22 protein-coding genes and 1 tRNA gene are annotated in these 22,548 nt (G+C 70.4%); 10 read left to right on the forward strand and 13 right to left on the reverse strand.

Features of this window, described 5'->3' with window-relative positions:
* Window positions 1-122: 122 nt before the first annotated feature.
* Window positions 123-1,415, reverse strand: a complete 1,293-nt coding sequence (locus ET989_RS14230) for a lactate racemase domain-containing protein (protein ID WP_241656370.1) — start codon at window positions 1,413-1,415, stop codon at window positions 123-125.
* Window positions 1,416-1,595: 180 nt separating this feature from the next.
* Here ET989_RS14230 and ET989_RS14235 point away from each other — a divergent pair, with 180 nt between their 5' ends.
* The gene (locus tag ET989_RS14235; protein WP_241656371.1) at window positions 1,596-2,966 is read left to right on the forward strand and encodes a mannitol dehydrogenase family protein; all 1,371 of its coding nucleotides are present in this window, start codon (window positions 1,596-1,598) and stop codon (window positions 2,964-2,966) included.
* 33 nt (window positions 2,967-2,999) lie between these two features.
* On the opposite strand, the gene ET989_RS14240 is transcribed toward ET989_RS14235, so the two are convergent.
* The 4 genes from ET989_RS14240 to pyrR form a co-directional block, all read right to left on the reverse strand.
* The gene (locus tag ET989_RS14240; protein WP_131170140.1) at window positions 3,000-4,187 is read right to left on the reverse strand and encodes an MFS transporter; all 1,188 of its coding nucleotides are present in this window, start codon (window positions 4,185-4,187) and stop codon (window positions 3,000-3,002) included.
* A 187-nt stretch (window positions 4,188-4,374) separates the two neighbouring features.
* Entirely contained in the window at window positions 4,375-5,652 is a 1,278-nt protein-coding gene (locus ET989_RS14245) for a dihydroorotase (protein ID WP_131170141.1), read from the reverse strand.
* On the reverse strand, window positions 5,652-6,587 hold the full coding sequence (locus tag ET989_RS14250) for an aspartate carbamoyltransferase catalytic subunit (RefSeq protein WP_131170144.1): 936 nt from the start codon (window positions 6,585-6,587) through the stop codon (window positions 5,652-5,654). The genes ET989_RS14245 and ET989_RS14250 overlap by 1 nt, the downstream gene beginning before the upstream one ends.
* Window positions 6,587-7,138: a bifunctional pyr operon transcriptional regulator/uracil phosphoribosyltransferase PyrR gene (pyrR, locus tag ET989_RS14255; protein ID WP_277751377.1), complete on the reverse strand. Its 552-nt coding sequence runs from the start codon at window positions 7,136-7,138 to the stop codon at window positions 6,587-6,589. The genes ET989_RS14250 and pyrR overlap by 1 nt, the downstream gene beginning before the upstream one ends.
* Window positions 7,139-7,204: 66 nt before the next feature.
* Here pyrR and ET989_RS14260 point away from each other — a divergent pair, with 66 nt between their 5' ends.
* Complete coding sequence (locus ET989_RS14260) at window positions 7,205-7,396, forward strand: hypothetical protein (protein WP_131170146.1); 192 nt, start codon at window positions 7,205-7,207, stop codon at window positions 7,394-7,396.
* On the opposite strand, the gene ET989_RS14265 is transcribed toward ET989_RS14260, so the two are convergent.
* Together ET989_RS14265 and pepN are read right to left on the reverse strand one after the other, a co-directional pair.
* Window positions 7,393-8,523, reverse strand: a complete 1,131-nt coding sequence (locus ET989_RS14265) for a Nif3-like dinuclear metal center hexameric protein (RefSeq protein WP_131170149.1) — start codon at window positions 8,521-8,523, stop codon at window positions 7,393-7,395. The genes ET989_RS14260 and ET989_RS14265 overlap by 4 nt on opposite strands.
* Window positions 8,524-8,527: 4 nt before the next feature.
* Window positions 8,528-11,080 (reverse strand): aminopeptidase N, encoded by a 2,553-nt coding sequence (pepN, locus tag ET989_RS14270; protein ID WP_131170151.1) that lies wholly within the window; start codon window positions 11,078-11,080, stop codon window positions 8,528-8,530.
* A gap of 115 nt (window positions 11,081-11,195) precedes the next feature.
* On the opposite strand from pepN, the gene ET989_RS14275 reads away from it, so the two are divergent.
* Genes ET989_RS14275 through ET989_RS14285 form a run of 3 tightly spaced genes read left to right on the forward strand, consistent with a single transcriptional unit; the run spans window position 11,196 to window position 13,555 of the window.
* Window positions 11,196-11,798: a mycothiol-dependent nitroreductase Rv2466c family protein gene (locus ET989_RS14275; protein ID WP_131170153.1), complete on the forward strand. Its 603-nt coding sequence runs from the start codon at window positions 11,196-11,198 to the stop codon at window positions 11,796-11,798.
* A 40-nt stretch (window positions 11,799-11,838) separates the two neighbouring features.
* On the forward strand, window positions 11,839-12,294 hold the full coding sequence (locus ET989_RS14280; RefSeq protein ID WP_131170155.1) for a ribose-5-phosphate isomerase: 456 nt from the start codon (window positions 11,839-11,841) through the stop codon (window positions 12,292-12,294).
* A gap of 10 nt (window positions 12,295-12,304) precedes the next feature.
* Window positions 12,305-13,555 carry a hypothetical protein gene (locus tag ET989_RS14285; protein WP_131170157.1) on the forward strand — a complete coding sequence of 417 codons (1,251 nt, stop codon included), beginning with the start codon at window positions 12,305-12,307 and terminating at the stop codon, window positions 13,553-13,555.
* Here the strand turns inward: ET989_RS14285 and ET989_RS14290 are convergent.
* Genes ET989_RS14290 through ET989_RS14300 form a run of 3 tightly spaced genes read right to left on the reverse strand, consistent with a single transcriptional unit; the run spans window position 13,525 to window position 15,372 of the window.
* Window positions 13,525-14,145, reverse strand: coding sequence for a hypothetical protein (locus tag ET989_RS14290; RefSeq protein ID WP_131170159.1), 621 nt, complete (start codon window positions 14,143-14,145; stop codon window positions 13,525-13,527). The two genes, ET989_RS14285 and ET989_RS14290, sit on opposite strands and share 31 nt — an antisense overlap.
* A gap of 1 nt (window position 14,146) precedes the next feature.
* Window positions 14,147-14,728, reverse strand: a complete 582-nt coding sequence (locus ET989_RS14295; RefSeq protein WP_131170161.1) for a hypothetical protein — start codon at window positions 14,726-14,728, stop codon at window positions 14,147-14,149.
* The gene (locus ET989_RS14300) at window positions 14,725-15,372 is read right to left on the reverse strand and encodes a hypothetical protein (RefSeq protein WP_131170163.1); all 648 of its coding nucleotides are present in this window, start codon (window positions 15,370-15,372) and stop codon (window positions 14,725-14,727) included. The genes ET989_RS14295 and ET989_RS14300 overlap by 4 nt, the downstream gene beginning before the upstream one ends.
* A 34-nt stretch (window positions 15,373-15,406) precedes the next feature.
* On the opposite strand from ET989_RS14300, the gene ET989_RS14305 reads away from it, so the two are divergent.
* A complete protein-coding gene (locus ET989_RS14305) occupies window positions 15,407-16,246 on the forward strand; it encodes an Fpg/Nei family DNA glycosylase (protein WP_131170165.1) in 840 nt (279 codons plus the stop codon).
* Window positions 16,243-17,697, forward strand: coding sequence for a hypothetical protein (locus ET989_RS14310; protein WP_131170167.1), 1,455 nt, complete (start codon window positions 16,243-16,245; stop codon window positions 17,695-17,697). Before ET989_RS14305 ends, ET989_RS14310 begins: the two co-directional genes overlap by 4 nt.
* 73 nt (window positions 17,698-17,770) lie before the next feature.
* On the opposite strand, the gene ET989_RS15080 is transcribed toward ET989_RS14310, so the two are convergent.
* Window positions 17,771-17,859, reverse strand: a tRNA-Thr gene (locus ET989_RS15080).
* Between the two features lie 205 nt (window positions 17,860-18,064).
* Here ET989_RS15080 and ET989_RS14315 point away from each other — a divergent pair.
* The 3 genes from ET989_RS14315 to ET989_RS14325 all read left to right on the forward strand — a co-directional run bounded on the left by ET989_RS14315 (window position 18,065) and on the right by ET989_RS14325 (window position 21,359).
* Window positions 18,065-18,535, forward strand: a complete 471-nt coding sequence (locus ET989_RS14315; RefSeq protein WP_131170169.1) for a nucleotidyltransferase family protein — start codon at window positions 18,065-18,067, stop codon at window positions 18,533-18,535.
* Window positions 18,532-18,984, forward strand: coding sequence for a HepT-like ribonuclease domain-containing protein (locus tag ET989_RS14320; protein WP_131170171.1), 453 nt, complete (start codon window positions 18,532-18,534; stop codon window positions 18,982-18,984). The genes ET989_RS14315 and ET989_RS14320 overlap by 4 nt, the downstream gene beginning before the upstream one ends.
* 173 nt (window positions 18,985-19,157) lie before the next feature.
* Window positions 19,158-21,359, forward strand: coding sequence for a DEAD/DEAH box helicase (locus ET989_RS14325; RefSeq protein ID WP_206662389.1), 2,202 nt, complete (start codon window positions 19,158-19,160; stop codon window positions 21,357-21,359).
* 164 nt (window positions 21,360-21,523) lie between these two features.
* On the opposite strand, the gene ET989_RS14330 is transcribed toward ET989_RS14325, so the two are convergent.
* Complete coding sequence (locus tag ET989_RS14330; protein ID WP_277751378.1) at window positions 21,524-21,799, reverse strand: HepT-like ribonuclease domain-containing protein; 276 nt, start codon at window positions 21,797-21,799, stop codon at window positions 21,524-21,526.
* Window positions 21,800-21,853: 54 nt separating this feature from the next.
* Complete coding sequence (locus tag ET989_RS14335; RefSeq protein ID WP_206662391.1) at window positions 21,854-22,135, reverse strand: nucleotidyltransferase family protein; 282 nt, start codon at window positions 22,133-22,135, stop codon at window positions 21,854-21,856.
* Window positions 22,136-22,548 lie beyond the last annotated feature (413 nt).

Below are 22,548 nucleotides of genomic sequence, written 5' to 3' on the forward strand. Positions count from 1 at the left end.
CTGGCACCGGCTCGGGGCATCAACGGCGCCAACCGAGCCCAGTCCTCATCGGTCAACACCGGCATCCGACTCACGGGACCTCACCCTGCCCGAGAAGCCCCTGCAGGGTAACGAGACACGCCCTAGCGGCGCAGCCGGTAGAGCACCTCGCCGGCGTTCTCCTGGACGTAGACGCTCGGGTCCTTCTTCCACTCCTCGACGTCCACGGCGTCCAGCGGGAGATGGCCGAGGTTCACCGAACGGCAGACCTCCTCGGGGATCTGCGTGCACAGCGTGACCTTGATGCGGTTGGTCTCCACGCCCGTCTCGGGGTCGTAGTCGCCCGCGCCGCGCACGTGCGTCGAGTGGGCCAGGACGCCCTTGGGCACGTCGGAGAACCGGTCCCACTGCTTGGTGAAGTAGGGGATCGAGTGGTAGCCGATGTCGTAGATCTCGGGGTGCTGCTCGGAGACCTCGGTGACGTGCGGCGCGTAGATGATGACCTCGCCGCCGTCGGCCATGGCCGGCTGCATCTTGTAGCAGCCCTTGGCCGCGGTCCAGATGTCGTCGTAGCGGGTCGGCATCATCGCGAGCACCTTGGTGAAGGGCTCGTCCACGTAGACGACGTGGCTCTCGGCGGCGATGTCCGCGGCGTCCGCCCACGACGACTCGGAGTCGCCGAAGGTGGCCGACTCGAGCTCGCCCGTGCCCGACTGGACGACGATGCACAGCGCGTACTTGTCGTTGGGGATGAGGTCGACGCCGGCGTTGATGATCTTGCGCACCGGGGTGACGCCCGGGGAGCCGATCATGTCCTCGACGCCGATGAGCGCGCCGACCCAGTGGGACAGGTCGATGGCGTCGTGGGTCGAGCAGCCGGGGATGAAGTACTTGTTGCCGCCCGAGATGCCGACGACCTCGTGCGGGAACACCGGGCCGATGACCAGGTTGATGTCCGCCTCGACGACGTAGCGGTTCATCTCGACGACGACGTCCTCTTCCATGGAGCCGTTCGACAGCTCCTTGATCTGGGCGGCCGTCAACGTGCCGATGTTGACGATCTTCTCGGGGTCGAGGAACTCATGGTTGACGACCTTCATGCCGGGGTAGACCGACGCCAGGGTCTCGCCCTCGCCGATGCCGAACCAGGCGTCGATCTCGTCGGGCTCCATGTAGGAGTGGGTGCCCAGCGCGATGACACAGGTCAGCGAGGCGACGCGGTCGATGAGGTACTTGTGCGCCGTGCCGACCATCAGCCGGAGCGGGCAGCTGCGCGTGGCGTCCGGCACGACGAGGACGACGTTCTTGCCGTCGAAGTCGACGCGCTGGAACTGCTCGGCGACGAAGGCGTCCAGCTCGGCGTCGGAGACCGTCTGGTGCGGGCCGCCGATCGTGACGGCCTCGAGGGTGCGCGAAGGACTGACGTCGGTGGTCACGGTGCCTCCTGGGTCGTGTCGGGTTGGGGCCAGCCTAGACCGGGAGGTCATCGGTCAGGAGGGAATCGGCGGAGCCCATCGTGGCAACTTCGGGCCACTCGTCGCCCGGTGGACGGCCTGAGAACTAGGGTCGAATGACACGGAACACCCCGGCCAGTGCCGCTCGAAAGGAACTCTCTCGTGGCTCGTCGACTCTCTCGCGCGCAGGACGGACGTCCCGCCGCTCCCGTGCGCATCGTCCACCTCGGCCTCGGCAACTTCTTCCGGGCGCACCAGGCGATGTACACCGACCGTGCCCCGGACGCCGCCGAGTGGGGCATCGCCGCGTTCACCGGCCGATCCCTGGGCGTCGTCCCCACCCTGCAGGAGCAGGACAACCTCTACACGCTCGTGGTCCAGAACCCCGAGGGCAACGAATACCAGGTGATCAGCTCCCTGTCGGCCACGCACTCGGGTACCGACGTCGAGCAGCTGCTCGAGTACTTCCGCAGCCCCGAGCTGGCGATCGTCACCTCGACCATCACCGAGGCCGGCTACCTGCCCAAGCCCGGCGGCGGGCTGGATGCCGACAACCCGGCCGTGCAGGCCGACATCGAGGCCATCAAGGCCGGCAACCTCACCGACGTGAAGACCGCCCCCGGCAAGTTCGCCGCCGGCCTGATCGTCCGCCGCGAGGCCGGCGCGGGCCCCATCACCTTCTGCCCCTGCGACAACGTGCCCGACAACGGCGACATGGTCGCCCACGTCGTCCGCGACGTCGCCGCTCTGGCCGATCCGTCGCTGGCCGAGTGGGTGGCGGAGAACGTCGGCTTCGCCACCACGATGGTCGACCGCATCACCCCGTCGATCTCCGAGGAGGCCGTCCAGGCCATCACCGACGACACCGGCGTCGAGGACCCGGCCGCCGTCGCCACCGAGCCCTTCACCGAGTGGGTCATCGCGGGTGACTTCAAGGCCGGACGCCCCCGCTGGGAGGACGCCGGAGCCAACTTCGTCGACGACATCACCCCGCACGAGCTGCGCAAGCTGTGGCTGCTCAACGGCTCCCACTCGCTCATGGCCTATGCCGCGACGATCGCCGGGCGCACGACCGTCTACGAGGCCATCTCCGACCCGGTGGTCAACGGCTGGGTCAACGACTGGTGGGACGTCGCCGCCGAGCACCTGCCGCTGTCCGCCCAGGAGGTCGCCGACTACCGAGAGGCCCTGCTGGAGCGCTTCGGCAACCCCCGCATGAAGGACCAGCTGGCCCGCATCGCGGCAGACGGCTCGGTCAAGATCTCGATCCGCATCGTGCCGGCCCTCAACGCCGACCGCGCGGCCGGCGGCGAGCCGATCGGAGCCGAGCGCGCGGTCGCGGCGTGGACGCTCCACCTGCGCGGCGTGGGTGCGCCGTTCCAGGACGCCAACGCCGCGGCCGTGTCCGGCCTGGGCGAGGGCACGCTGGAGGAGTCGGTGGACAAGGTCTGCGACTACCTCAAGATCCCCGACCCGGCCGCTCGGGCGTCCATCCTCGCCCTGGCCAAGGAGCTCGAGGCCAAGGCCGCCTGACACGCCGCCTCGAACCGCACCACGTGGCGGAGCTCAGTTCTCGATCACGGGTGGATTCCGGGGCACCAGGGCGATGGCGGCGACGGCAAGGAGCGCGACGAGGGCGAAGACGTAGAAGCCCCATGGGTGGCCGAGCCCGGCCGAGACCAAGCTGCCGGTCAGCAGCGGACCGAGGATGGCGCCGAGGCGACCGATGCCGGCCGTGAGGCCCAGGGCTGTGGCTCGGACGTCGCGGGGGTGCAAGTGCGCGGCCAGCGCATAGATCAACACTTGGGCGCTGAAGACGAAAACGCCGGCGACGAAGACCACGGCGTTCAGCAGCAAGGTGTTGGTCATGGGCACCGACAGCAACGCCAGGAAGACTGCGGCCACGACGTACCACACGAGGGTGGCTGGCTTGATGCCCCGGGCGTCGGCGACCCATCCGGCCAGCAGCAGGCCCACGACGGCACCCACGTTCATGATGAGCAACATCCCCAGCGAGGAGGCCAGCGAGTAGCCCGCCGCGCGCATGATCTGGGGCAGCCAGGTCAGCAGGCCGTAGACGAGCAGCAGCCCCATGAAGGAGCCCACCCACAGGCCGATGCCGGGGCGCAGGTATGGGGCCCGGACGAGGGCGGACAGTGGGACTCGTGGGACGCTGCGAGCCCCGGCGGGCCGCGATTCGGGCAGCGCCAACCACAGCAACGGCAGGAGCACCAGGCCGAGGGCCCCGCCGATCCAGAAGAGCCACTGCCAGTGCGGCAGCACCGCCAGGGTTGCCAGCGAGGTCGCAACCGCACCCACGTGGTAGCCGGTCATCGTGATGGTGGCCGACCTTGCCCGGTGCCGGGGCGGTGTCACCTCGGCCATGGTCGCCAGCGCCACCGGCATGCAGGCACCGAGCCCCAGGCCGGCGACGAAGCGTAGGCCCGCGAACACCGCCGCGCTGGGGGACAGCGGCTGGAGCAGGGTGAAGACTGTGAACAGGGCGACCGAGCCGATCAGCCCGACGCGGCGGCCGAGCAGGTCGGCCACCGGGCCGATGCCGCTGGCACCGATCCCCACGCCGAGCAGGGACACGGTGGCGATGAACGTGGTCTCGGCCACCCCCATGCCCAGGTAACCCGTCTCGAGCAACGTAGGGATGATGGCGCCGAACGTCACCAGGTCGAACCCCTCGAGGGCTACGGTCCACCAAGACAGGACGGCGGCCAGGACCGGGCCGCGGCGAGTCGTCATTCGCCAGATTCTGCCATCGTCCACGGCGGGGGCAGCTGTAGGACGCGGGTGGACACGCCGGGAGCTCGCCAGTCTGGAAGGTGAGACCGAACGAACCCAGCTCCTGCTGCGGCCAACAATGTTTGCAGGTCGTGATGACGGCCGACTGCGCACGCTCGTGTTTGTCCTGCGGCCGACCTCACGGGTGTCAGCGGCGGAAGGTCACCTTCCCGGCCCACATGGTCAGCTCGACCGGGTCGGGCAGGTCGAGGCCGTGGTACGGGTTGTTGCGCGCCTTGGACGCCGAGCGCGCCCGGTCGACCATCGCCCGGCGTGACCGGTCGAGCAGCACGAGGTTCGCCGGCTCGCCCACGGCGACCGGACGCCCCTGGTGCGCCAGGCGCCCGATGCGGGCCGGGGCGGCGGACATCCGGTCGGCGACGCCGGCCCAGTCGAGGCGTCCGCTGTGCACCATGACCTCCATGACGACCGCCAGCGACTCCTCCAGCCCGAGCATGCCGGGGGAGGCGACGTCGAAGGGGTGGTCCTTGTCCTGGACGGTGTGCGGGGCGTGGTCGGTGCCGACGATGTCGATGGTGCCGTCGGCCAGCGCCTCGCGCAGGGCCTCGATGTGCTCCGAGGGGCGCAGCGGCGGGTTGACCTTGAAGGTGGTGTCGTAGGTCTCGACGTGCGGGGTGTCGAGCAGCAGGTGGTGCGGGGTGACCTCGGCGGTCACCTGCGCCCTGCCACGCTTCTTGGCCCAGCGGATCACGTCGACCGACTCGGCGGTGGAGATGTGGCAGGCGTGGTAGCGGCCGCCGGTGAACTCGGCCAGCTGCACGTCGCGGGCGATGATCGTCGATTCGGCCACGCTGGGCCACCCAGGCAGCCCGAGGCGTCCGGACACCTCACCCTCGTGGCAACACGCCGACGGACCCGCCAGGCGCGGGTCCTGCGCGTGCTGGGCGACGACGCCGTCATAGGGCTTCAGGTAGGTCAGGGCGCGGCGCATGATGAGCGAGTCGTGCACGCAGGCGCCGTCGTCGGAGAACACCCGGACGCCCTGGGCGGCCATCAGCCCCAGCTCCGCCAGCTCGGCGCCCTCGCGGCCCTTGGTGACCGCGCCGATCGGCACGACCTCGCAGTGACCGTCGCGCAGGCCGAGCTCGGCGACGTACTGGGCCGCCTCGGCGGTGTCGGTCGTCGGGTCGAGGTTGGGCATGGCGAACACCGCGGTGTACCCGCCGCGCGCGGCGGCCCGGGTGCCGGTCTCGACGGTCTCGGCGTCCTCTTTGCCGGGCTCGCGCAGGTGCGTGTGCAGGTCGACCAGCCCGGGCAGTGCCAGCAGACCGGAGGCGTCGATGCGCTGTGCGTCGCCCGGGGCGTCCGCCACGTCGACGAACCTGCCCCTCGCGATCGCGAGGTCGGTGGACGACCCGTCGACCAGCTCGACCCCGGTCAGGACCAGGGGATTGGCGTCCGACATCAGTTGCCTCCCTCTCCACCCAGCAGGTGGTACAGCACGCTCATCCGGACGGCCACACCGGCCGACACCTGGTCCAGCACCCGCGAGTTCGCGGCATCCGCGGCCTCGCTGCTGATCTCGACGCCCCGGTTCATCGGCCCCGGGTGCAAGATCGCCGCGGTCGGCTTCAGCCGCGCCAGCCGCTCGGCGGTCAGCCCGTAGCCCGCGGCGTACTCGCGGGCGGTCGGGAAGAAGCCCCCGGCCATCCGCTCGCGCTGCACGCGCAGCATCATCACGATGTCGGCCGACTCCAACGCCTCGTCCAGGTCCTGCGTGACCCGGACGCCCCACGCGTCCACCCCGGACGGCAGCAGCGTCGGGGGAGCGACCAGGGTGACCTGGCCGCCGAGGGTGTCCTGGAGCAGCACGTTGGAGCGCACGACGCGCGAGTGGAGCAGGTCGCCGACGATGGCGATCCGCTTGCCGACGAAGGAGTCGGACAGCTTGTTGTCGCGGAAGTGCTGGCGCATCGTGTACGCGTCCAGGAGTGCCTGGGTGGGGTGCTCGTGCTGGCCGTCACCGGCGTTGATCACGCTGGCGCGGACCCACCCGGCCGCCTGCGCGACCGCGCCGGAACTCGCGTGTCGGATGACGAAGGCGTCCACGCCCATCGCGTCGAGGGTGAGGAGGGTGTCGCGCAGCGACTCGCCCTTGCTGACCGAGGAGCCCTTGCCGGACACGTTGATGGTGTCGGCGCTCATCCACTTGCCGGCGATCTCGAACGAGGTGCGCGTGCGGGTGGAGTCCTCGAAGAACATGTTGATGATCGTGCGGCCCCGCAGCGCGGGCAGCTTCTTGATCGGACGCCGCTGCACCTCGTGCATCTCCTCGGCGACGTCGAGGATCGACCGCGCCTCGGACTCGGACAGGTCGGCGGCGCTCAGCAGATGGCGCATCAGGCCTCCTTGGACTGGCTGAGGGTGACCAGGTCCTCGCCGTCGATCTCGGCCAGGGCGACGCGCACGTGCTCGGCGGAGCTCGTCGGCAGGTCCTTCCCGACGTGGTCCGCCTGGATGGGCAGGTCGCGGTGCCCGCGGTCGATGAGCACCGCCAACCGGACGGCGCGCGGCCGGCCGAGGTCCTTGAGGGCGTCCATCGCGGCCGCGATCGTGCGCCCGGAGAACAGCACGTCGTCGACCAGCACGACGGTCTTCCCGTCGAGGGGGACCGGGATGCGGGTGGGGCCGACCGCGCGGGTCGGGTTGGAGCGCAGGTCGTCGCGGTACATCGTGATGTCGAGCTCGCCCACGGGCACCTCGCCGCCCTCGGCGTCCGCGATCAGCTCGCCCAGCCGCTGTGCCAGCGGGACGCCCCGGGTGCGGATGCCCAGCAGCACCAGCCCGTCGGGGCCGCGGTTGCTCTCCAGGACCTGGTGGGCGATGCGCTTCAACGCCCGATTCACGTCGTCGCTGTCCCAGATGACCCGGGCCCCACCGTCTGCACTCACCAGGCTGCTCCTTAGCCGCTCACTGCGGCAGTCAATCTACCCCAGTTGTCCGCTACCATTTCCGCCATGTCGCATCTCGCCCTGATCCCCGTCCTCGAGAGCCTCCCGGGCTGGCCGGACGTCGTCGAGCCGAGCGTCCTGGACATCGGCCTGATCACCGTGGGCATCCCGGCGGCCATCGCCGCCGTCGTGACCGTCCTGTTCATGGGCCCGCACTGGCTGAAGAAGTCGCAGGGCAAGGAGCTCGAGCGCGCCTAGTGCCGCTCGCCCCACGGATCGGTGACGATCCGTGACAGCGTCGACCTGACCCGGACACCGGCGTCCGCGGCAGCGCGGTCGAGCACCCGCTGGGCCAGCGGCAACCAGGTCCACTCGGCCGCCCAGTGCGGCACGTCCACCAGCACCGGCGCGTCGTCGTGCGCCAGGAAGTCCTGCGCCGCGTGGTGGCGCAGGTCCCCGGTGACGTAGGCGTCCACGCCGGCCGCGCGCACGGCGTCCAGCATTGAGTCGCCGGCCCCGCCGACCACGGCGACGTCACGCAGCAGGCGTTCGGGGTCCCCGCCCAGCTTCACGCCCCCGGCGGTCTCGGGCACCGCCGCCGCCACCCGGCGGGCGAACTCCCGCGCGGTGAGCGGCTCGGCCAGCCGGCCGATGCGGCCCAGGCCGTTGGCGGACGCCTCGGCCGCCAGCTCCAACACGTCGAACGCGGGCTCCTCGTAGGGGTGCGCCGCCCGCAGCGCGGCCAGCACGGCCGCACGGCGCGCGCGGGGGAGCACCATCTCGATGCGGACCTCCTCGATGCGCTCGATCGCGCCCACGCTGCCGATGGTCGGGTTGGCGCCGGCCAGCGGGCGGAACGTGCCCGTCCCGGTCGCGGTGAAGGCGCAGCGGTCGTAGTCGCCGATCGCGCCGGCCCCCGCCGCGGCGAGGGCGTCGATGACGTCCTCGGCGTCCGCGGTCGGGACGAACGTGACGACCTTGTCGAGCGGTGCGGTCGGGACGGGACGCAGGGGCCTCTGGTCCACCAGCCCGCACGCGGACGCCAGCGCTTGGGCCACGCCCTCGGGGGCGGAGTCGGCGTTGGTGTGCGCCGCGAACTGGGCGATGCCGCCGCGGAGCAGGGCCGCGACGAGGCGTCCCTTCGGCTGGTCGGTGCGTACGGCGTGGATGCCGCGCAGCAGGAGCGGGTGGTGCGTCACGAGCAACTGGGCGCCGACCTCGGCCGCCTCGGCGATCACGGCGTCGGTGATGTCCACGGCGAGGTGGATGTGGGTGACCTCGGCGTCGGGGTCACCGACGGCGAGGCCGACGCGGTCCCAGTCCTCGGCCAGGTGCGGGGGGTAGGCGGCCTCGAGCCACCCCGTCACCTCCCGCACCGTGGCCATGGGCTCAGCGCTCCTGGTTGTTCAGGGCCCGGACGGCGTCGTCGCGCCGCTCGATCACCAGGCGGCGGACCGAATCCGGCAGCTGGCGGTCGGCGAGGAAGGCGTCCAGTTTCTCGATGAACGCGCGGTCGGCCAGCGGGCGGGGGAACAGCAGCCCGAGCACGTGCTGGCGGATCGTCGTGGACGTCGTCGCCCAGCGCCCCTCGCCGGAGCCGATGGCGTCCACGACCGCGAGGTAGCGGTCGGCGTAGGGGGCCAGCAGCTCGTCCTGGTCGACCTGCCAGAACTGGCTGCACACCTGGAAGTGCGTCTCGTTCGGCGTCTCGCGCTCGGTGGCCGCGGCCCACGCCTCGGCCTTCGCGTCGGCATCGGCCATGGCGGCGCGCGCGCCGGCGGCCTTCTCCGCGCCGGTCGCCGTGCGGTCGCGCTCGGCCTCGGCGGCGATGTCCGCCTCGCTGGCCGCTCCCACGCGGGCGAGTTCGGTGAGCAGGCGCCAGCGCAGGTCGGCATCGACCGAGAGGCCCTCGGGCACCTCCTCGCCGTCGAGCCACGCGCGCAGGACGGCCGCGCCGACCTCGTCGTTGATCGACAGGGCGAGCGCGCGGGCGAGCGCGAGCTGGTGGTCCGATCCTGGCTCGGCGTCCTTGAGCAGCTGGGCCAGGCCGGCGGTGAAGCGGTCGGCCAGCGCCCGGCGGTCGCCGCGCGGAGCGTAGTAGTCGATGGCGGTGCGGGCCTGCAGCAGCAGCGCCGCCACGGCGGTCAGGTCGGTCTCGACGCCCACGCCGCGCAGGACGAGGTCGACGTAGTCGGCGGTCGCCATCTCGCCGTCGCGGGTCAGGTCCCACGTGGCGCCCCACGCCAGGGCGCGGGCCAGCGGGTCGTCGAGGCGATGCACGTTGGCGACGAGCGTCTCAAGTGACCGCGCGTCGAGGCGGATCTTGGCGTAGGTGAGGTCGTCGTCGTTGAGCAGCAGTAGGTCGGGGCGCTCGCGTCCGACGATCTCGGGCACCTCGGTGTAGTCGCCGTCGATGTCGAACTCGAAGCGGTCGGTGCGGGTCAGCGCGCCGTCGACGACGTTGTAGAAGCCCACCGCGACGCGGTGGCGGCGCAGGGTCGGCCACTGCGCGGAGGCCCACTGCTTGATGCCGAAGCGGGTGAAGGTGTCGCCGTCGGCGTCCCAGTCGGCGGCCAGCGTGTTGACGCCGGCGGTCTGCAGCCACTGGGTGGTGAAGAAGGACAGGTCGCGGCCCGAGGCGTCCTCCAGGTGACCCAACAGGTCGTCGAGCTGGGTGTTGCCCCAGGCGTGCTCGGCGAAGTAGGTACGGACGCCGGCGAGGAAGTCTTCCTTGCCGACGAAGGCCACGAGCTGGCGCAGCGCCGAGGCGCCCTTGGCGTAGGTGATGCCGTCGAAGTTGAGCTCGACCGCCTCGAGGTCGTACATGTCGGCCGCGATCGGGTGGGTCGAGGGAAGCTGGTCCTGGCGGTAGGCCCACGTCTTGCGGCTGTTGCAGAAGGTCGCCCAGGGGTCGGCGCGGTCGGCGTACTCGTTGCGGATCTCCTCCTGCGCGAAGTGGGAGGCCCACTCGGCGAAGGACTCGTTCAGCCACAGGTCGTCCCACCACGTCATGGTCACCAGATCGCCGAACCACATGTGGGCCATCTCGTGCAGGATCGTGTTGTCGCGGCCCTCGTAGGCGGCCACGGTCTGGCGCGAGCGGAAGATGTATTCGTCGCGGAAGGTGATGCAGCCGGCGTTCTCCATCGCGCCGAAGTTGAACTCGGGCACGAACACCTGCGCGTAGTCCTCGAAGGGGTACGGCTGGCCGAAGTGGCGCTCGAACACGGCGAAGCCGCGGCGGGTGGTCTCCAGGATGCGGTCGGAGTCCAGGTGCTCGGCCAGCGACTGGCGCACGTGCACCGACAGGGGGATCTCCGAGCCGTCCTCGCGGGTGTAGACGTCGAAGACCGAGTGGAACTCGCCCGCGCACAGGGCGGTGATGTAGGTCGACATCCGCGGGGTGGGTGCGAACTCCCACATCGCCGAGCGGTCGTCGACGGCGGTCGGGGTGACGGCGGGGGAGTTGGACAGGACGGTCCACTCCTGCGGGGCCAGCACGGTGAACTGGAAGGTCGCCTTCAGGTCGGGCTGCTCGAACGTGGCAAACATGCGGCGCGCGTCCGCGACCTCGAACTGCGAGTAGAGGTAGACGCGGTCGTCGGTCGGGTCGACGAAGCGGTGCAGCCCCTCGCCGGTGCGGGAGTAGCGCATGGTGCCGGTGACCTCGAGCACGTGGTCGCCCTCGGACAGGTCGAGGGTGAGGTGCTCGCCGTCGAACGCCTCGGCCGCGAGGGCCTCGCCGTCGAGGGTCGCGGTGACCTCGTCGGCGATCACGTTGGCGTTGGCCACGCACTGGACCGACGAGAAGCGCACCCGGGTGGTCGAGGTGAAGGTGGTGTCGCTCGACCCGGTGAGGTCGACGGTGACCTCGTAGGCGTCCACGCGGAGCTGGCCGCTCCGGGTCCTGGCCTCGTCGCGGGTGATGTTGGCGCGGAACATGAGGTCTCGTTTCTCGGGCTGACGGCTGGGCTCGACCGCCAACCCTAGCGGGGGAGGCGTGTCGCCCGCCGCCCCCAACATTTCAGTGTGGTCACGGCCCACTACGCTGGCGCGCATGACGCAGAAGGTTGATCTCTGGTTCGATCCCATGTGCCCCTGGGCATGGATGACGTCCCGCTGGCTCCTCGAGGTGGAGAAGGTGCGCGACGTGCAGGTCGACTTCCACATCATGAGCCTGTCGGTGCTCAACGACGGCCGCGACCTCGACGAGGGCTACCAGCAGGCCATGGACGAGGGCTGGGCCGCCGTCCGCGTCGCCCTGGGCGTCGAGCGCGAGCACGGCCAGAAGGCCCTGCGCGACTTCTACACCGCCATCGGCACCCGCTTCCACCCGGGCGGGGAGCCGAAGACCCGCGGGACCATCGAGGGCGCGCTGTCCGACGTCGGCCTGCCGGTCGGCCTGGCCGACCTCGGCGAGACGGACGCCCACGACGAGGCGCTGCGGGCCAGCCACCACGCCGGCATGGACGCCGTGGGCGACGAGGTCGGCACCCCGGTGATCCACCTCAACGGCAAGGCGCTTTTCGGCCCCGTCATCTCGCCCGCCCCGAAGGGTGAGGAGGCCGGCAACCTGTTCGACGGCTTCGCCAAGGTGACGGCGTACGAGGGCTTCTTCGAGCTGAAGCGCACCCGGACCGTCGGGCCGATCTTCGACTGATCCTGCGCCAGCGGCCGCCCGTGTGGGCCACACTGGGGCCATGCGCGTTCACATTGCCACCGACCATGCGGCCTTCGAACTCAAGCAGTACCTCGTCAAGGAACTGAAGGCGCTGGGGTACGAGGTGATCGACCACGGTGCGGCCACCTACGACCCCCAGGACGACTACCCGACGTTCGTGCTGCCGGCCGCCGAGGCCGTCGCCGCCGACCCGGACTCGCTCGGCATCGTGCTCGGCGGTTCCGGCAACGGTGAGCAGATCGCGGCGAACAAGGTGAAGGGCATCCGCGCGGGCCTGGCCTACAACACGGTCATGGCGCGCCTGACCCGCGAGCACAACAACGCGAACGTGCTGTCGCTGGGCGGCCGCATGCAGAGCCTCGCCGAGGCCCTCGACATGGCGAAGGTGTTCCTTGAGACGCCGTTCTCCGAGGACCCGCGCCACATGCGCCGCATCGCGATGCTCGATGCGTACGAGGAGGAGCACCGGAAGTAGTCTGCTGCCCGTGAACCCCCTCACGGAAGCCCTCCGCTCGTTCGGGCGACTCTTCGTCGACGCCGGCCGCGTGCTCGTGCAGCACTGGCCGGCGCTCGTCTGCCTGTTCCTGGCCGGCTGGGCGGGCCGCATGGGGTTCCTGTGGCTGGCGACGGTCGCCTCGAACGCGAGCCCCACCGTCGGCGTCCTGCTGCTGCCGCTGGCACCGATGAGCACGCTGCTGTCGATGGTGCTGATGCTGAGGGTGTCGGCGACGTCGTTGCCGGCGTTCCGCAACCTGTTCGACGGCATGGGACTGGGGGCCCGCATCCGCAGCGACCTGACCGTCGCTGGACAGGTGCTGCTGCCGTTCCTGGCGGTGTACGCCTCCGCCGGGATGCTGCGCGAGGACGTTCGCGTCTTCCTCTACGACTCCACCGCCGACGAGTGGCTGAACACCAACCTCCAGAGCATCAACTTCGGCCGCGCCGACTATGCGTCGGGCTGGGGGCTGGCCGCGCTCGTGTTGGGCGCCCTGGCCATCCGCAAGATCATCACCGTGCGCGAGCTGACGAAGAAGCACCTTGCCTGGGCGGCCGTCGCCGTCTACGTCGAGGTGCTGTGGGTCATGACGCTGGCCAACCAGTTGACCAACAACGTGGAGCAGTTGACCGACTGGGTGTCCTCCCGGCGGGCGGTCGCCTTCCTGTTCGAGGCCTGGGAGGGCTTCCGCGCCTGGCTGGAGGGCATCAGCGACCTCGCCCTGGGCTTCCTCGACGTCATCGGCGGCTTCCTGGGCAGCCTCGGCGGCATCCTGCTCGTCCCCGTGGCCTGGCTCGCCATCGGTGCAACCGTCTACGGACACCAACTGGCCGGCAAGGCGCTCGAGGTGCCCACGCACGAGGACGTCGTGCGGCGCATCGAGAAGGTACCCGACCCCGTCCGGCGCGCGGTCGCCCACGTCGCCGAGCCGGTGACCACCCCCATCCAGTCGGCGCTGACGGCCATCGGCAAGATCGCGGCCGCCGGCATCCTGCCCATGGTGCTGTTCTGCGTCGTGTTCCTGGTGGCCAACCGGATCGAGTTCGGCATGGAGGCCGTCCTGCGCGCGGTGGTCGGCCCGGGGGAGATGTGGCGCCAGTACGCCCTGTCGCCGTACGTGATGATGGCGCAGCGGTGCGTGTCCTTCATCGTCACGCTGGCGCTCATCGGCAGCGCGGTGAACGCCGTCGTGGTGGGGCAGCAGCGGCTTCAGGAGGCCGGGGTGTCCAGCTCCAGGTAGGTCGGCCTGTCCCACATGATGCGGACGACGGACGGGGTGACCCCGTCCGGGATGGCGGCCGCGGCGACCATCGACCACGTGGCCGGGCGCGGGCGCTCGGGCGGGATGAGCTCGTCCAGGAACAGCGTCGGGCCGGGGGCGTCCTCGGGGACGCACAGCGCTCGCGTCGCACGCCAGTACGGGTCCTGGGCGTCCGCGGGCACCTTGCCGGCCTCGTTCGTGGCGTACCGCGTGCCGTCGGGGCCCACGATCTCGACGGTGCACCCGTCGAGGATCTGGTCGGGATCGGCCTCCAGCGTCAGGTCGACCCGCCACAGCGTCGCCCCCGGGGCCGCGGCGTCCTGGCCCAGCGTGGGGACGGCGGCGAGGGCGTCCACCGTCACGGTGACCTCGCGATCGCGCCGGAGGTCGTCGGTCCCGAGGAACTCCTGACGCAGGGTGCCGGTCGGGCCGCCCGCGACGATGCGTTCGGACCACTGCCACGGCCGGTAGAGCGTGACCAGCCGGAAGGAACTGGCGGCGATTGCGAGAGCCAGCATCGGGAGCAGCAGGGCCAACCAGAAGCGGTTGCGCCTCCACCAGGTGTCCATCTCAGCCCCCCACCGTGGTCGGTTCGGCCAACTCGACGCGGCCCTCCGCGGCAGCCAGCTCTGCCGCCCGCTCGGCGGTGAGCCCGAGGTCGATGTCGGCGACGTCGTCCGTCAGGTCGATGTGGACCTCGGCCGGCACCAGCAGGTGGGCCCCCTCGATGGCGTCCACCGGCACCTCGAACGGCACCGAGCACGCCAACGGGATGCCGGGCTGCGCGGGCCCGCACGCCGCGGTCGCGCCCGGCGTCTCGCCGTAGAGGCGGCCGTCGGCCGCGCGCAGGCGCAGGGTGGCCGGTGCCTTGAACTGCGCCTCACCGCGCGCCTCGAACACGTAGTCGACGACCAGCCAGCGGCCGGTGGTCGCGGTGATGGCGCCGATGGAGCGGATCTCGGTGCCGACGCGTACGTCGGTGGCGGTGACGACGCCGTTGCGCAGTTCGACGGCCTGCCCGACGACGCCGGGGCGCAGGAACGGGTCGGCCTCGGCGGGGTCGGGCTTGGGCAGGCGGGTGTCCAGCACGGAGCCGACGAACAGGGCGAGGATGACGAGGGCGGCGGTGAGCCACGCGTTGCGGGACATCATGAGGCGGGCACCTCCTCGACGGGCAGGGTGACGGTCCAGGCGGGCTCGGGATCGCGCCACTCCTTGCTGGAATCCATGGTGCTGACCCGGAAGGTGTGCCCGCTCATGGTGAGGGTGACCGACGTGGGGGCCGGCTGCGCGGCGTCCTGCTCCCAGATCAGGACGACGGGCACGACGACGTCCGGGGAGAAGGAGCGCGCGCCCTGGCCGTCGAGCACCCGGACGACGCGGGGATCGACGCCCTTGGCGACGCCCGGGACGTCGACAGTCGCTGCCTGGCTCAGGATGCTGGAGAACGTCGGGGCGTCGGACGCGTTGGTGACGTCCACGGTGATGAACAGGTACCGGACGCCCTCGCTCGGGTACGCGGCCGGCTTGAGCTCGTCGCCGGAGAAGGCCTTCTTCACGACCAGGGTGAAGGGGGCCGCCGTCGCGGTCGCCGAGGGGGTGCTCGTCGGCAGGGTCTCCTCGTCGCCGGTCAGGGCGTCCTGCCAGCCACCCAGCAGCCCGGCCACGAGCAGCACCGCCACGAGCAGCACCAGGCCGATGCGTTGGGGCGTGAGGATGTCCGAGACGAGCCCGTAACGCTTGCGCCAGCTCTCGAGGCGCTTCGGGGCGGCCCGCTGGGGGGTGTGATCGGCCACGGACCCGATCATAGGGGCGACTACACTCCCGGCCATGCCGGAGGGACACGTCACGCACCGACTCGCCCGCGCCCTCACCGCCGAGTTCGGGTCCCGGCCGGTGCAGGTCACCTCGCCGCAGGGGCGCTTCGCCGAGGCCGCCGCCCTGCTCGACGGGCAGCCGCTGGTGGGCGCCGACTCGGTCGGCAAGCACCTCCTGGTCGACTTCGACCCCGGCACCGTGTGGATCCACCTCGGGCTCATCGGCAAGTTCCGGTTCAACACCGACTTCCCGGCACCCAACCCCGCCACCCTCCGGCTACGGATCACCGACGGGCGGACGGCGGCCGACCTGCGCGGCCCCCAGTGGTGCCGGCTCATCACCCCCGACGAGCGGGCCGCCGTGATCGCCGACTCCGGCCCCGACCCCATCCGGGACGACGCAGACCCGGGCCGCGCGTGGACCGTCATCTCCCGCTCGCGCAAGCCCATCGCCGCGCTGCTGATGGACCAGAAAGCCTTCGCGGGCGTCGGCAACATCTTCCGCGCCGAGGTGCTCCACCGGCACCGGATCGACCCGATGCTGCCCGGCCGTGAGCTGCCCCGGCCGGTCTTCGACGCCCTGTGGGACGACCTCGTCGCCCTCATGCGCGCGGCCGTGGAGGTGGGGCGCATCGACACCGTCGCGCCCGACCACACCCCCGAGGCGACGGGGCGCGACCCGCGCGTGGACCGCCACGGCGGCGAGGTGTACGTCTACCGCCGCGCCGAACTGCCCTGTCACCTGTGTGGGACGCCCGTGCTCAGGACCGACCTGGCCGGGCGCAATCTCTACTGGTGCGGAACCTGCCAGCCCGCCGGCTCGGTGGGCGTGGTGGAGGTGCCGGGATCGTGAGCTGGGGATTCGACTGCGCGGTGACCGGGGGCGGGCGCGGCCTGCTCCTGCGGCGGGCCGGCCAGTCGGTCGCCGAACTGGTCTTCGGGCTCCCCGGTGAGCCCGTCGAGGGCTGGGAGCCGGACGAGTCCGAGGCGCGCATCACCGCCGTCGAGCACGGCACCGTGCGGCTGCGGCACGTGCCCGACCCCGAGGGCTGGACGACCGTCGTCTCCCTCGACAACACCGACTCCTCAGAGCAGGCGCTGCCGCCGCTGGGGATGGTCGTGACCGTCCACGACGCGTGGACCGGCTGGGCCTGGACGTCCGACACCGAGGGCTTCGTGGTCCTCGCGCCGCGGGACGCCCCGGGCCCGGCCCTGCTCGTCCGCGTGCGGCAGGGATTCCTGCGCACGGCGTCCGGCCTGCGCGCGTTCACCCCGCTCGACCGCCGGGGGGACGCCCTCGGCGATGGCCTCGCGCTGTTCCACCTCGCCAACCCGGCCGGTTCGCTGCGCCCGTTCGGCCGGCACCAGACCACGCTGGAGTTCGAGGAGGTCACCGACCTCGCCGCGGTGCGGGCGGTGCTGCCCGGGTGGCTGCCGGAGCTGGTGGTCGCGCCCGGCGACGACCTGCGCTTCGAGACCCCCGACCAGGCGATCGTGCCGGGCCCGGGCGTCCGGATGACGACCGAGGACACCACCAGCGTCCTGGCCGGGGAGGCTGGGCACCAGGAGGTGGCCGTCCACGGCGTTCGGGGCGTGCAGCGCCTCACGGCCACGTTCGTGCCGCCGCTGGAGCCCTTCCTCGCCGGGCTGGTGGCGGCACTGAAGTCGCGGCGGCCCTCGGGCGTCTCATCGGCCTCCGGGGCGGTCATTGCGGCGGCGCTTGCGCGGCGGGCGGTCATCGACCCGGAGGCCACCCTCGACTGGCTCGAGCGCGAGGACTGGCTGGCGCGCGGCGACCTGTTCGGGCCCGCCATCGCCGCCGTCGTCGCTGTCGAGAGCCACGACGAGGCGTTGCTGGAGGCGGCGTGCGACGCCGTCCTGGGCGCCGACCCGGAGGTCGGACTCGGCATGGTCGCGACCCGCTGCTGGCTCGCCACCCTGCGGATGGGCCTGCCACCACTTGACCTCACGCGCGTGTTCGCGCGGGCCACGACGCCCGAGGCGGCGTTCGAGGCGGCGCTGCTGCGCAACGCGGACGCCGACCTGTTCGGCCCGCGCGTGCACGGCATCGCGCACCGGTTCGGCGACGGCGTCCTGCCGGGGCTGCCGGTGGGGCTGTCCGAGGCGGACGCCGGCCTGCTGGTCGCGCTGCTGCGGTTCGTGCCCGAGGGCTGGCCGGCCAAGGCGGTCGCCGCCGCCGCCGCCGAGCGGGGGAGTGCCCTGCTGCTGGCCGACCACGCTGGCGGACAGCAACCCGGCCACGAGGGGCTCGCCTGGCTGCTGCTCGGCGAGATCGGCGCCTGAGCCGACGGGGGCGCCGACCGGGCCACCCATCAGGAGCGATCCGCCGGGGTCGCCGGCTCCGTGAGGGGGTGTTTGGTCGGGGCGACAGGACTCGAACCTGCGGCAAGTCACGTGCGTAACCCCCCACTGACAAGGGACGACGCGGTGCCCCCTTGGGCCCCGGGCACCACTTGGGGCTTATCTGGGGCACCGAGATTGCTCGCCGACCTGTCGCCCCACCCTGGCCCTGACAAGGCCTTTCGCGTGCGCCCATCTCAATCGGGCGCTACTCCATCCCTGAACTCAACAGTCCGCCGGGGGGTTGCGTGAGCCGCCTGGGCACGGACCGCGGACACTCAGTACGTATAGTCGTTGCTATAATGAGGCCATGACGAGCAGTCTGGCAGAGGTAGCCCGCGACGCCGACTACCGAATCTCGCGTGCGCGCGCCGAACTGGTCCGGGCTGTGCGGCAGGCGGCCGCAGCGGGAATGACCCAGACGCAGATCGCCGCCGAGATCGGCCGCAGCCAGCCCGAGGTGTCCCGTCTGCTTCGCTTCCATGGGACATCCTCGCTGGGGCGTCGGCTGCGTAAGCACGCCGCCGAGGTGAAGCGTCTGGTGGCTGAGGCTGGTGGCAGCAACGTCCGAGTGTTCGGGTCGGTCGCCACTGGGGAGGATCGGGAGGATTCCGACATCGACTTGCTGTTCACCATGGAACGACCCCTCAGCTTGATACAACTCGGCGTCCTGGAGCGCGCCGTAAGCCGAGTGGTGGGTTGCCCGGTGGATGTCGTGCCCGACTCGGTGCTGCGGCCCGAGCTACGCGACCGGATCCTGGCCGAGGCCGTGGCACTGTGAGCCGGACCACGATCGAGATCCTTCAAGACGCGTTGGCGCACTTCGAGATCATGCAGACCCACGCCGAGCAGGGCCTTGAAGAGCGTCTGGTCATCGACGCGGTGTGCATGCGCTTGTCCGCTGGGATCGAGGCGCTCGCCGCGATCGACTCCGACGAGCGGGAGGGCATCTTCGGCGAGGTCTGGCCGCTCATGTGGGGCATGCGGAACCGCATTGCGCACGGCTACCTGCTAGTCGACACCACCATCATCCGCGAGACCATGATCCACGACGTTCCCTCCATCATGAGCCGCATCAGGCAGCGCGTCCTCCTTCATCAATCAGCCGCAATCGGCGACGAGCGGGCCGTGGGTGACGCCGCGCTCGGCGAGCCCACGCATGTCGACAGGCAACTCAAGGACACACGCTCTGTTGGGAGCGCAGGCGCCAGTGAGAGCGACCGGGACTGACTGTGATGTCGGTCTCCCGGTTTGGTGAAGCGCAGGCGCGCCGGTCTGATCTGGAGCGCCAGTTGACGGCGCTTCGGGTGGAGAACCTGCGGTTGAGGAACCTGCTCAAGGTGACCGATGGGGTGGAACCACCCCCATCCCAGCCGACATTGGCCCCATCCGATCCAGGCTTGGTGACGAACGCGTCACCGACGGAAGTGAAGCTGGCGTTGTACGCGCAGCTCTTCGCGGCGCGCCGGGACGTGTACGCACGATACTGGGAGAACCCGCGGAAAGGCACGAAGGGCTGGTCGCCGGCGGTGCGGGACTCGTTCGGCAAGGGCTCGTTGTGGGATCGTCGACCGCTTCCGTTGACGAACGAGGTCCTCGAGGCGCACCTGCGGTCTGGCAATGAGTTGTTCATCGGTCTGTATCCTCTGCTGCCGGACGGCACCTGCTGGTGGCTGGCCGCCGACTTCGACGGTCCACAGGCCATGCTGGACGCGCACGCGTACGTCAAGGCCGCCGCCTCCCTCGGTGTCCCCTGCGGGCTGGAGATCTCCCAGTCCGGCAGAGGCGCACACGTGTGGACGTTCTTCACCTCCCCAGTTCCCGCGGCAGACGCCCGGGCGATGGGGACCGCCTGCATCCACCGGGCGATGGCGTTGCGCGGATCGATGCCGCTGGCCAGCTACGACCGGTTGTTCCCGAACCAGGACACCGTCCCGAGCGGCTCGTCCGGGGTCGGGAACCTGATCGCCGCACCCCTGAACGGCGACCGCCGTACCAAACGCGGCACAACCCTGTTCGCGGACCTGGCCACCTGGGAGCCGTGGCCCGACCAGTGGGAGTACCTGTCACGCCTGGACCGGATGACTCCCCGCGAAGTAGCAGCAGCTGGCCGAATGGAGCGGCTCGTCGTCGGGCTCGAGGTCACCAGACTGGAAACCTCGCCCGCGACCGCCATCCACCCCAGCCCCCCGACTCGCGTCCGGGCGACGCTGGCGGCGCAATTGACGATCCATGACGAGGACCTGACGCCTGAGTTATCGGCAGCCTTACGACATGCGGCCACCATCCACAACCCGGCGTTCTACGAGGCCCAACGCGCCCGCCGGTCGACCTGGAACATCCCCCGCTTCATCCAGGGCTTCGACGTCGCCGTCAACGGGGACCTGCTCCTCCCGCGCGGGCTACGCCACCAAGCAGCCGACCTGATCACCCAAGCAGGAAGTGACCTGGTCAGCGAGGACAACCGCAACGAAGGCAACGAACTCGACGTGTCCTTCCTCGGCGAACTCGACGAGCGGCAGGCAGCAGCCGTCGACAGGCTGCTGGCTCACGAGGACGGCGTCCTTTATGCGCCGACCGGCTCGGGCAAGACGGTGATGGCCTGCGCCATCATCGCCGAACGCTCAGTCTCCACGCTCGTGCTCATCAACAAGACAGCACTTGCCTCACAGTGGCGCGAACAGGTCCGCAACCTCCTCGGCATCAAGACCGGCCAACTGGGCGGCGGACGAGCCAAGACCCGCGGACAGGTCGACATCATGCTCCTGCAGTCCCTGGCGCGACACAGCCCCGAGGACATCCGGGAGCTCACCAAGGGCTACGGCCAGGTGATCGTCGACGAATGCCACCACCTCGCTGCCGGATCCTACGAGAACGTCGTAGCCCAGATCGGCGCCACCTGGTGGCTGGGCCTCACGGCGACACCCGAACGCAAGGACGGACTGGAGCAGGTCACCAACTGGCAGCTCGGCCCCATCCGGCACACCATCCGCGACACGCTCCCCCACGAAGCCAACCTCGTCACCCCCTACGACGGACCACGTCGCGTGCTGCACATCCACTCCACCGCCTACCGCGGACCACACGACCTCGACCTGAGCACACCCGGAGCAATCACCCAACTGGGCGGCCTGCTCGCCAAAGACCCGGAACGCAACCGCCAGATCGCAGCCGACATTGCTGCGGCACTCGCCCAAGGCCGCAAGTGCCTCGTCCTGTCCCGCCGCCGCGACCACCTCACCGCGCTCGCCGGGCTGCTGCCCGACACAGAGGTGCTGATCATGCGCGGCGGCACCGGCGCCAAAGCACTGGCCGCCATCCGAGCCAAGATCGCCGACGCCTCACCAGACGACCCGCTACTGGTCATGACCACCGTCCCCTACGGCGGTGAAGGATTCGATGCACCCGCCATCGACACCGTCTTCCTCGCCGGGCCCATCTCCTACCCCGGACTGCTCATCCAAGCCGTCGGCCGCGCGCTGCGCCGGCACGAAGGCAAGACCGAAGTCGCCGTACACGACTACCTCGATGCGAGAGTCCCCGTCCTCAATGCGCAGTACTCAAGGCGCCGGTCGGCGTACCAGCAAATGGGCTTCACCGACTGACATGTATCGCCCCCGTTTCCGCTCGGAGCCGCAAACGTTCACCGGCACGATCGGGCGCACTGCACGCCGCAGACGTGCGCGTTTGTAGGGGTGCGCCCTCGACGCGCGATGGTGGTGATGACGGTGGCGGGGGCCATCCGAGGGTGCCAGTCGGCGGAGCGCGGCTACGACTCGATGGTGGCCACGACGACCTTCAATTCGGCGACGAATGTTGAGAGGTCGTGGCTGGCGGTCGTGTGCAGGATTTCGAGGTCAATCGACCAGTAGCCGTGTACGATCCTGTTTCGCAGCTGGCTCGGCCTGGCCCAGTTCACGCTCGGATGCGACTTCTTGAATTCCTCTGGAAGCTGCGCCGCGGCCTCACCCAGAACGGTGAAGTTCCACAACAGCGCATCACGCACCTGCCGGTCAGCCACGATCGCTTCGACAGTGCGGCTGATACCAAGCTTTGGGCCTGCTCGGCGGCATCGATCATCTCGCCGATCAGGAGCAGTTCACGCCGCGGCATAGAACGGCTGCGCTTCCTGCAACACCTGATCCCGAATCCGGGCGTTCAAGGCCCGACGAGAAACCAGATCCACGGGACGGCCCAGGACTGCCTCCAACTCGGAGGCCAGGTCTTCGATTTCCCACCCCAGGCGAACACCCGGGGCCAACGTGTACAGCAGATCAATATCGCTGCCGGGACCCGCCGTGCCGCGGGCCGAGGAGCCGAAGACCTCCAGGCGAACGATGCCGTAGCGCTGGCACACTTCGCGCAAGCGCTCCACGTCCATCGGCATCGGTAGTATGCCTGCAGTCTACGAGAGCACCCGACCGGTCGGCGACTCTCACGCCGTCAGGTGCCGGAGGCCATGTAGGCGGCCAGGATGTAGTTCGGGTGCCGATCGAGGTTCTTGCGGGCCCGCTCGTACCGCCTTCACCAACGGATCGGTGGCAGCATCGATGAGGACAGGGAACAGGACAGGCACGAGACTGGTCATACACGATGCTGCGGCCCGACACGACGGTCAAACCAGTGGTACGAACGACCGCACCATCGGCGGCAGATCCGGTAAAGCCACCGTGGTAGGAAGTCTGGTAGTAGGCTGGTCGCATGAGTCAGGTGAAGTTGAGTGTGAGTCTCTCCGAGAGCGAGGTCGCAGCCCTGGACAAGTACGCCCACGCTGCCGGCCTGAAGTCGCGCTCC

The organism is Propioniciclava sinopodophylli, from assembly GCF_004324755.1.
Lineage (GTDB): Bacteria > Actinomycetota > Actinomycetes > Propionibacteriales > Propionibacteriaceae > Propioniciclava > Propioniciclava sinopodophylli.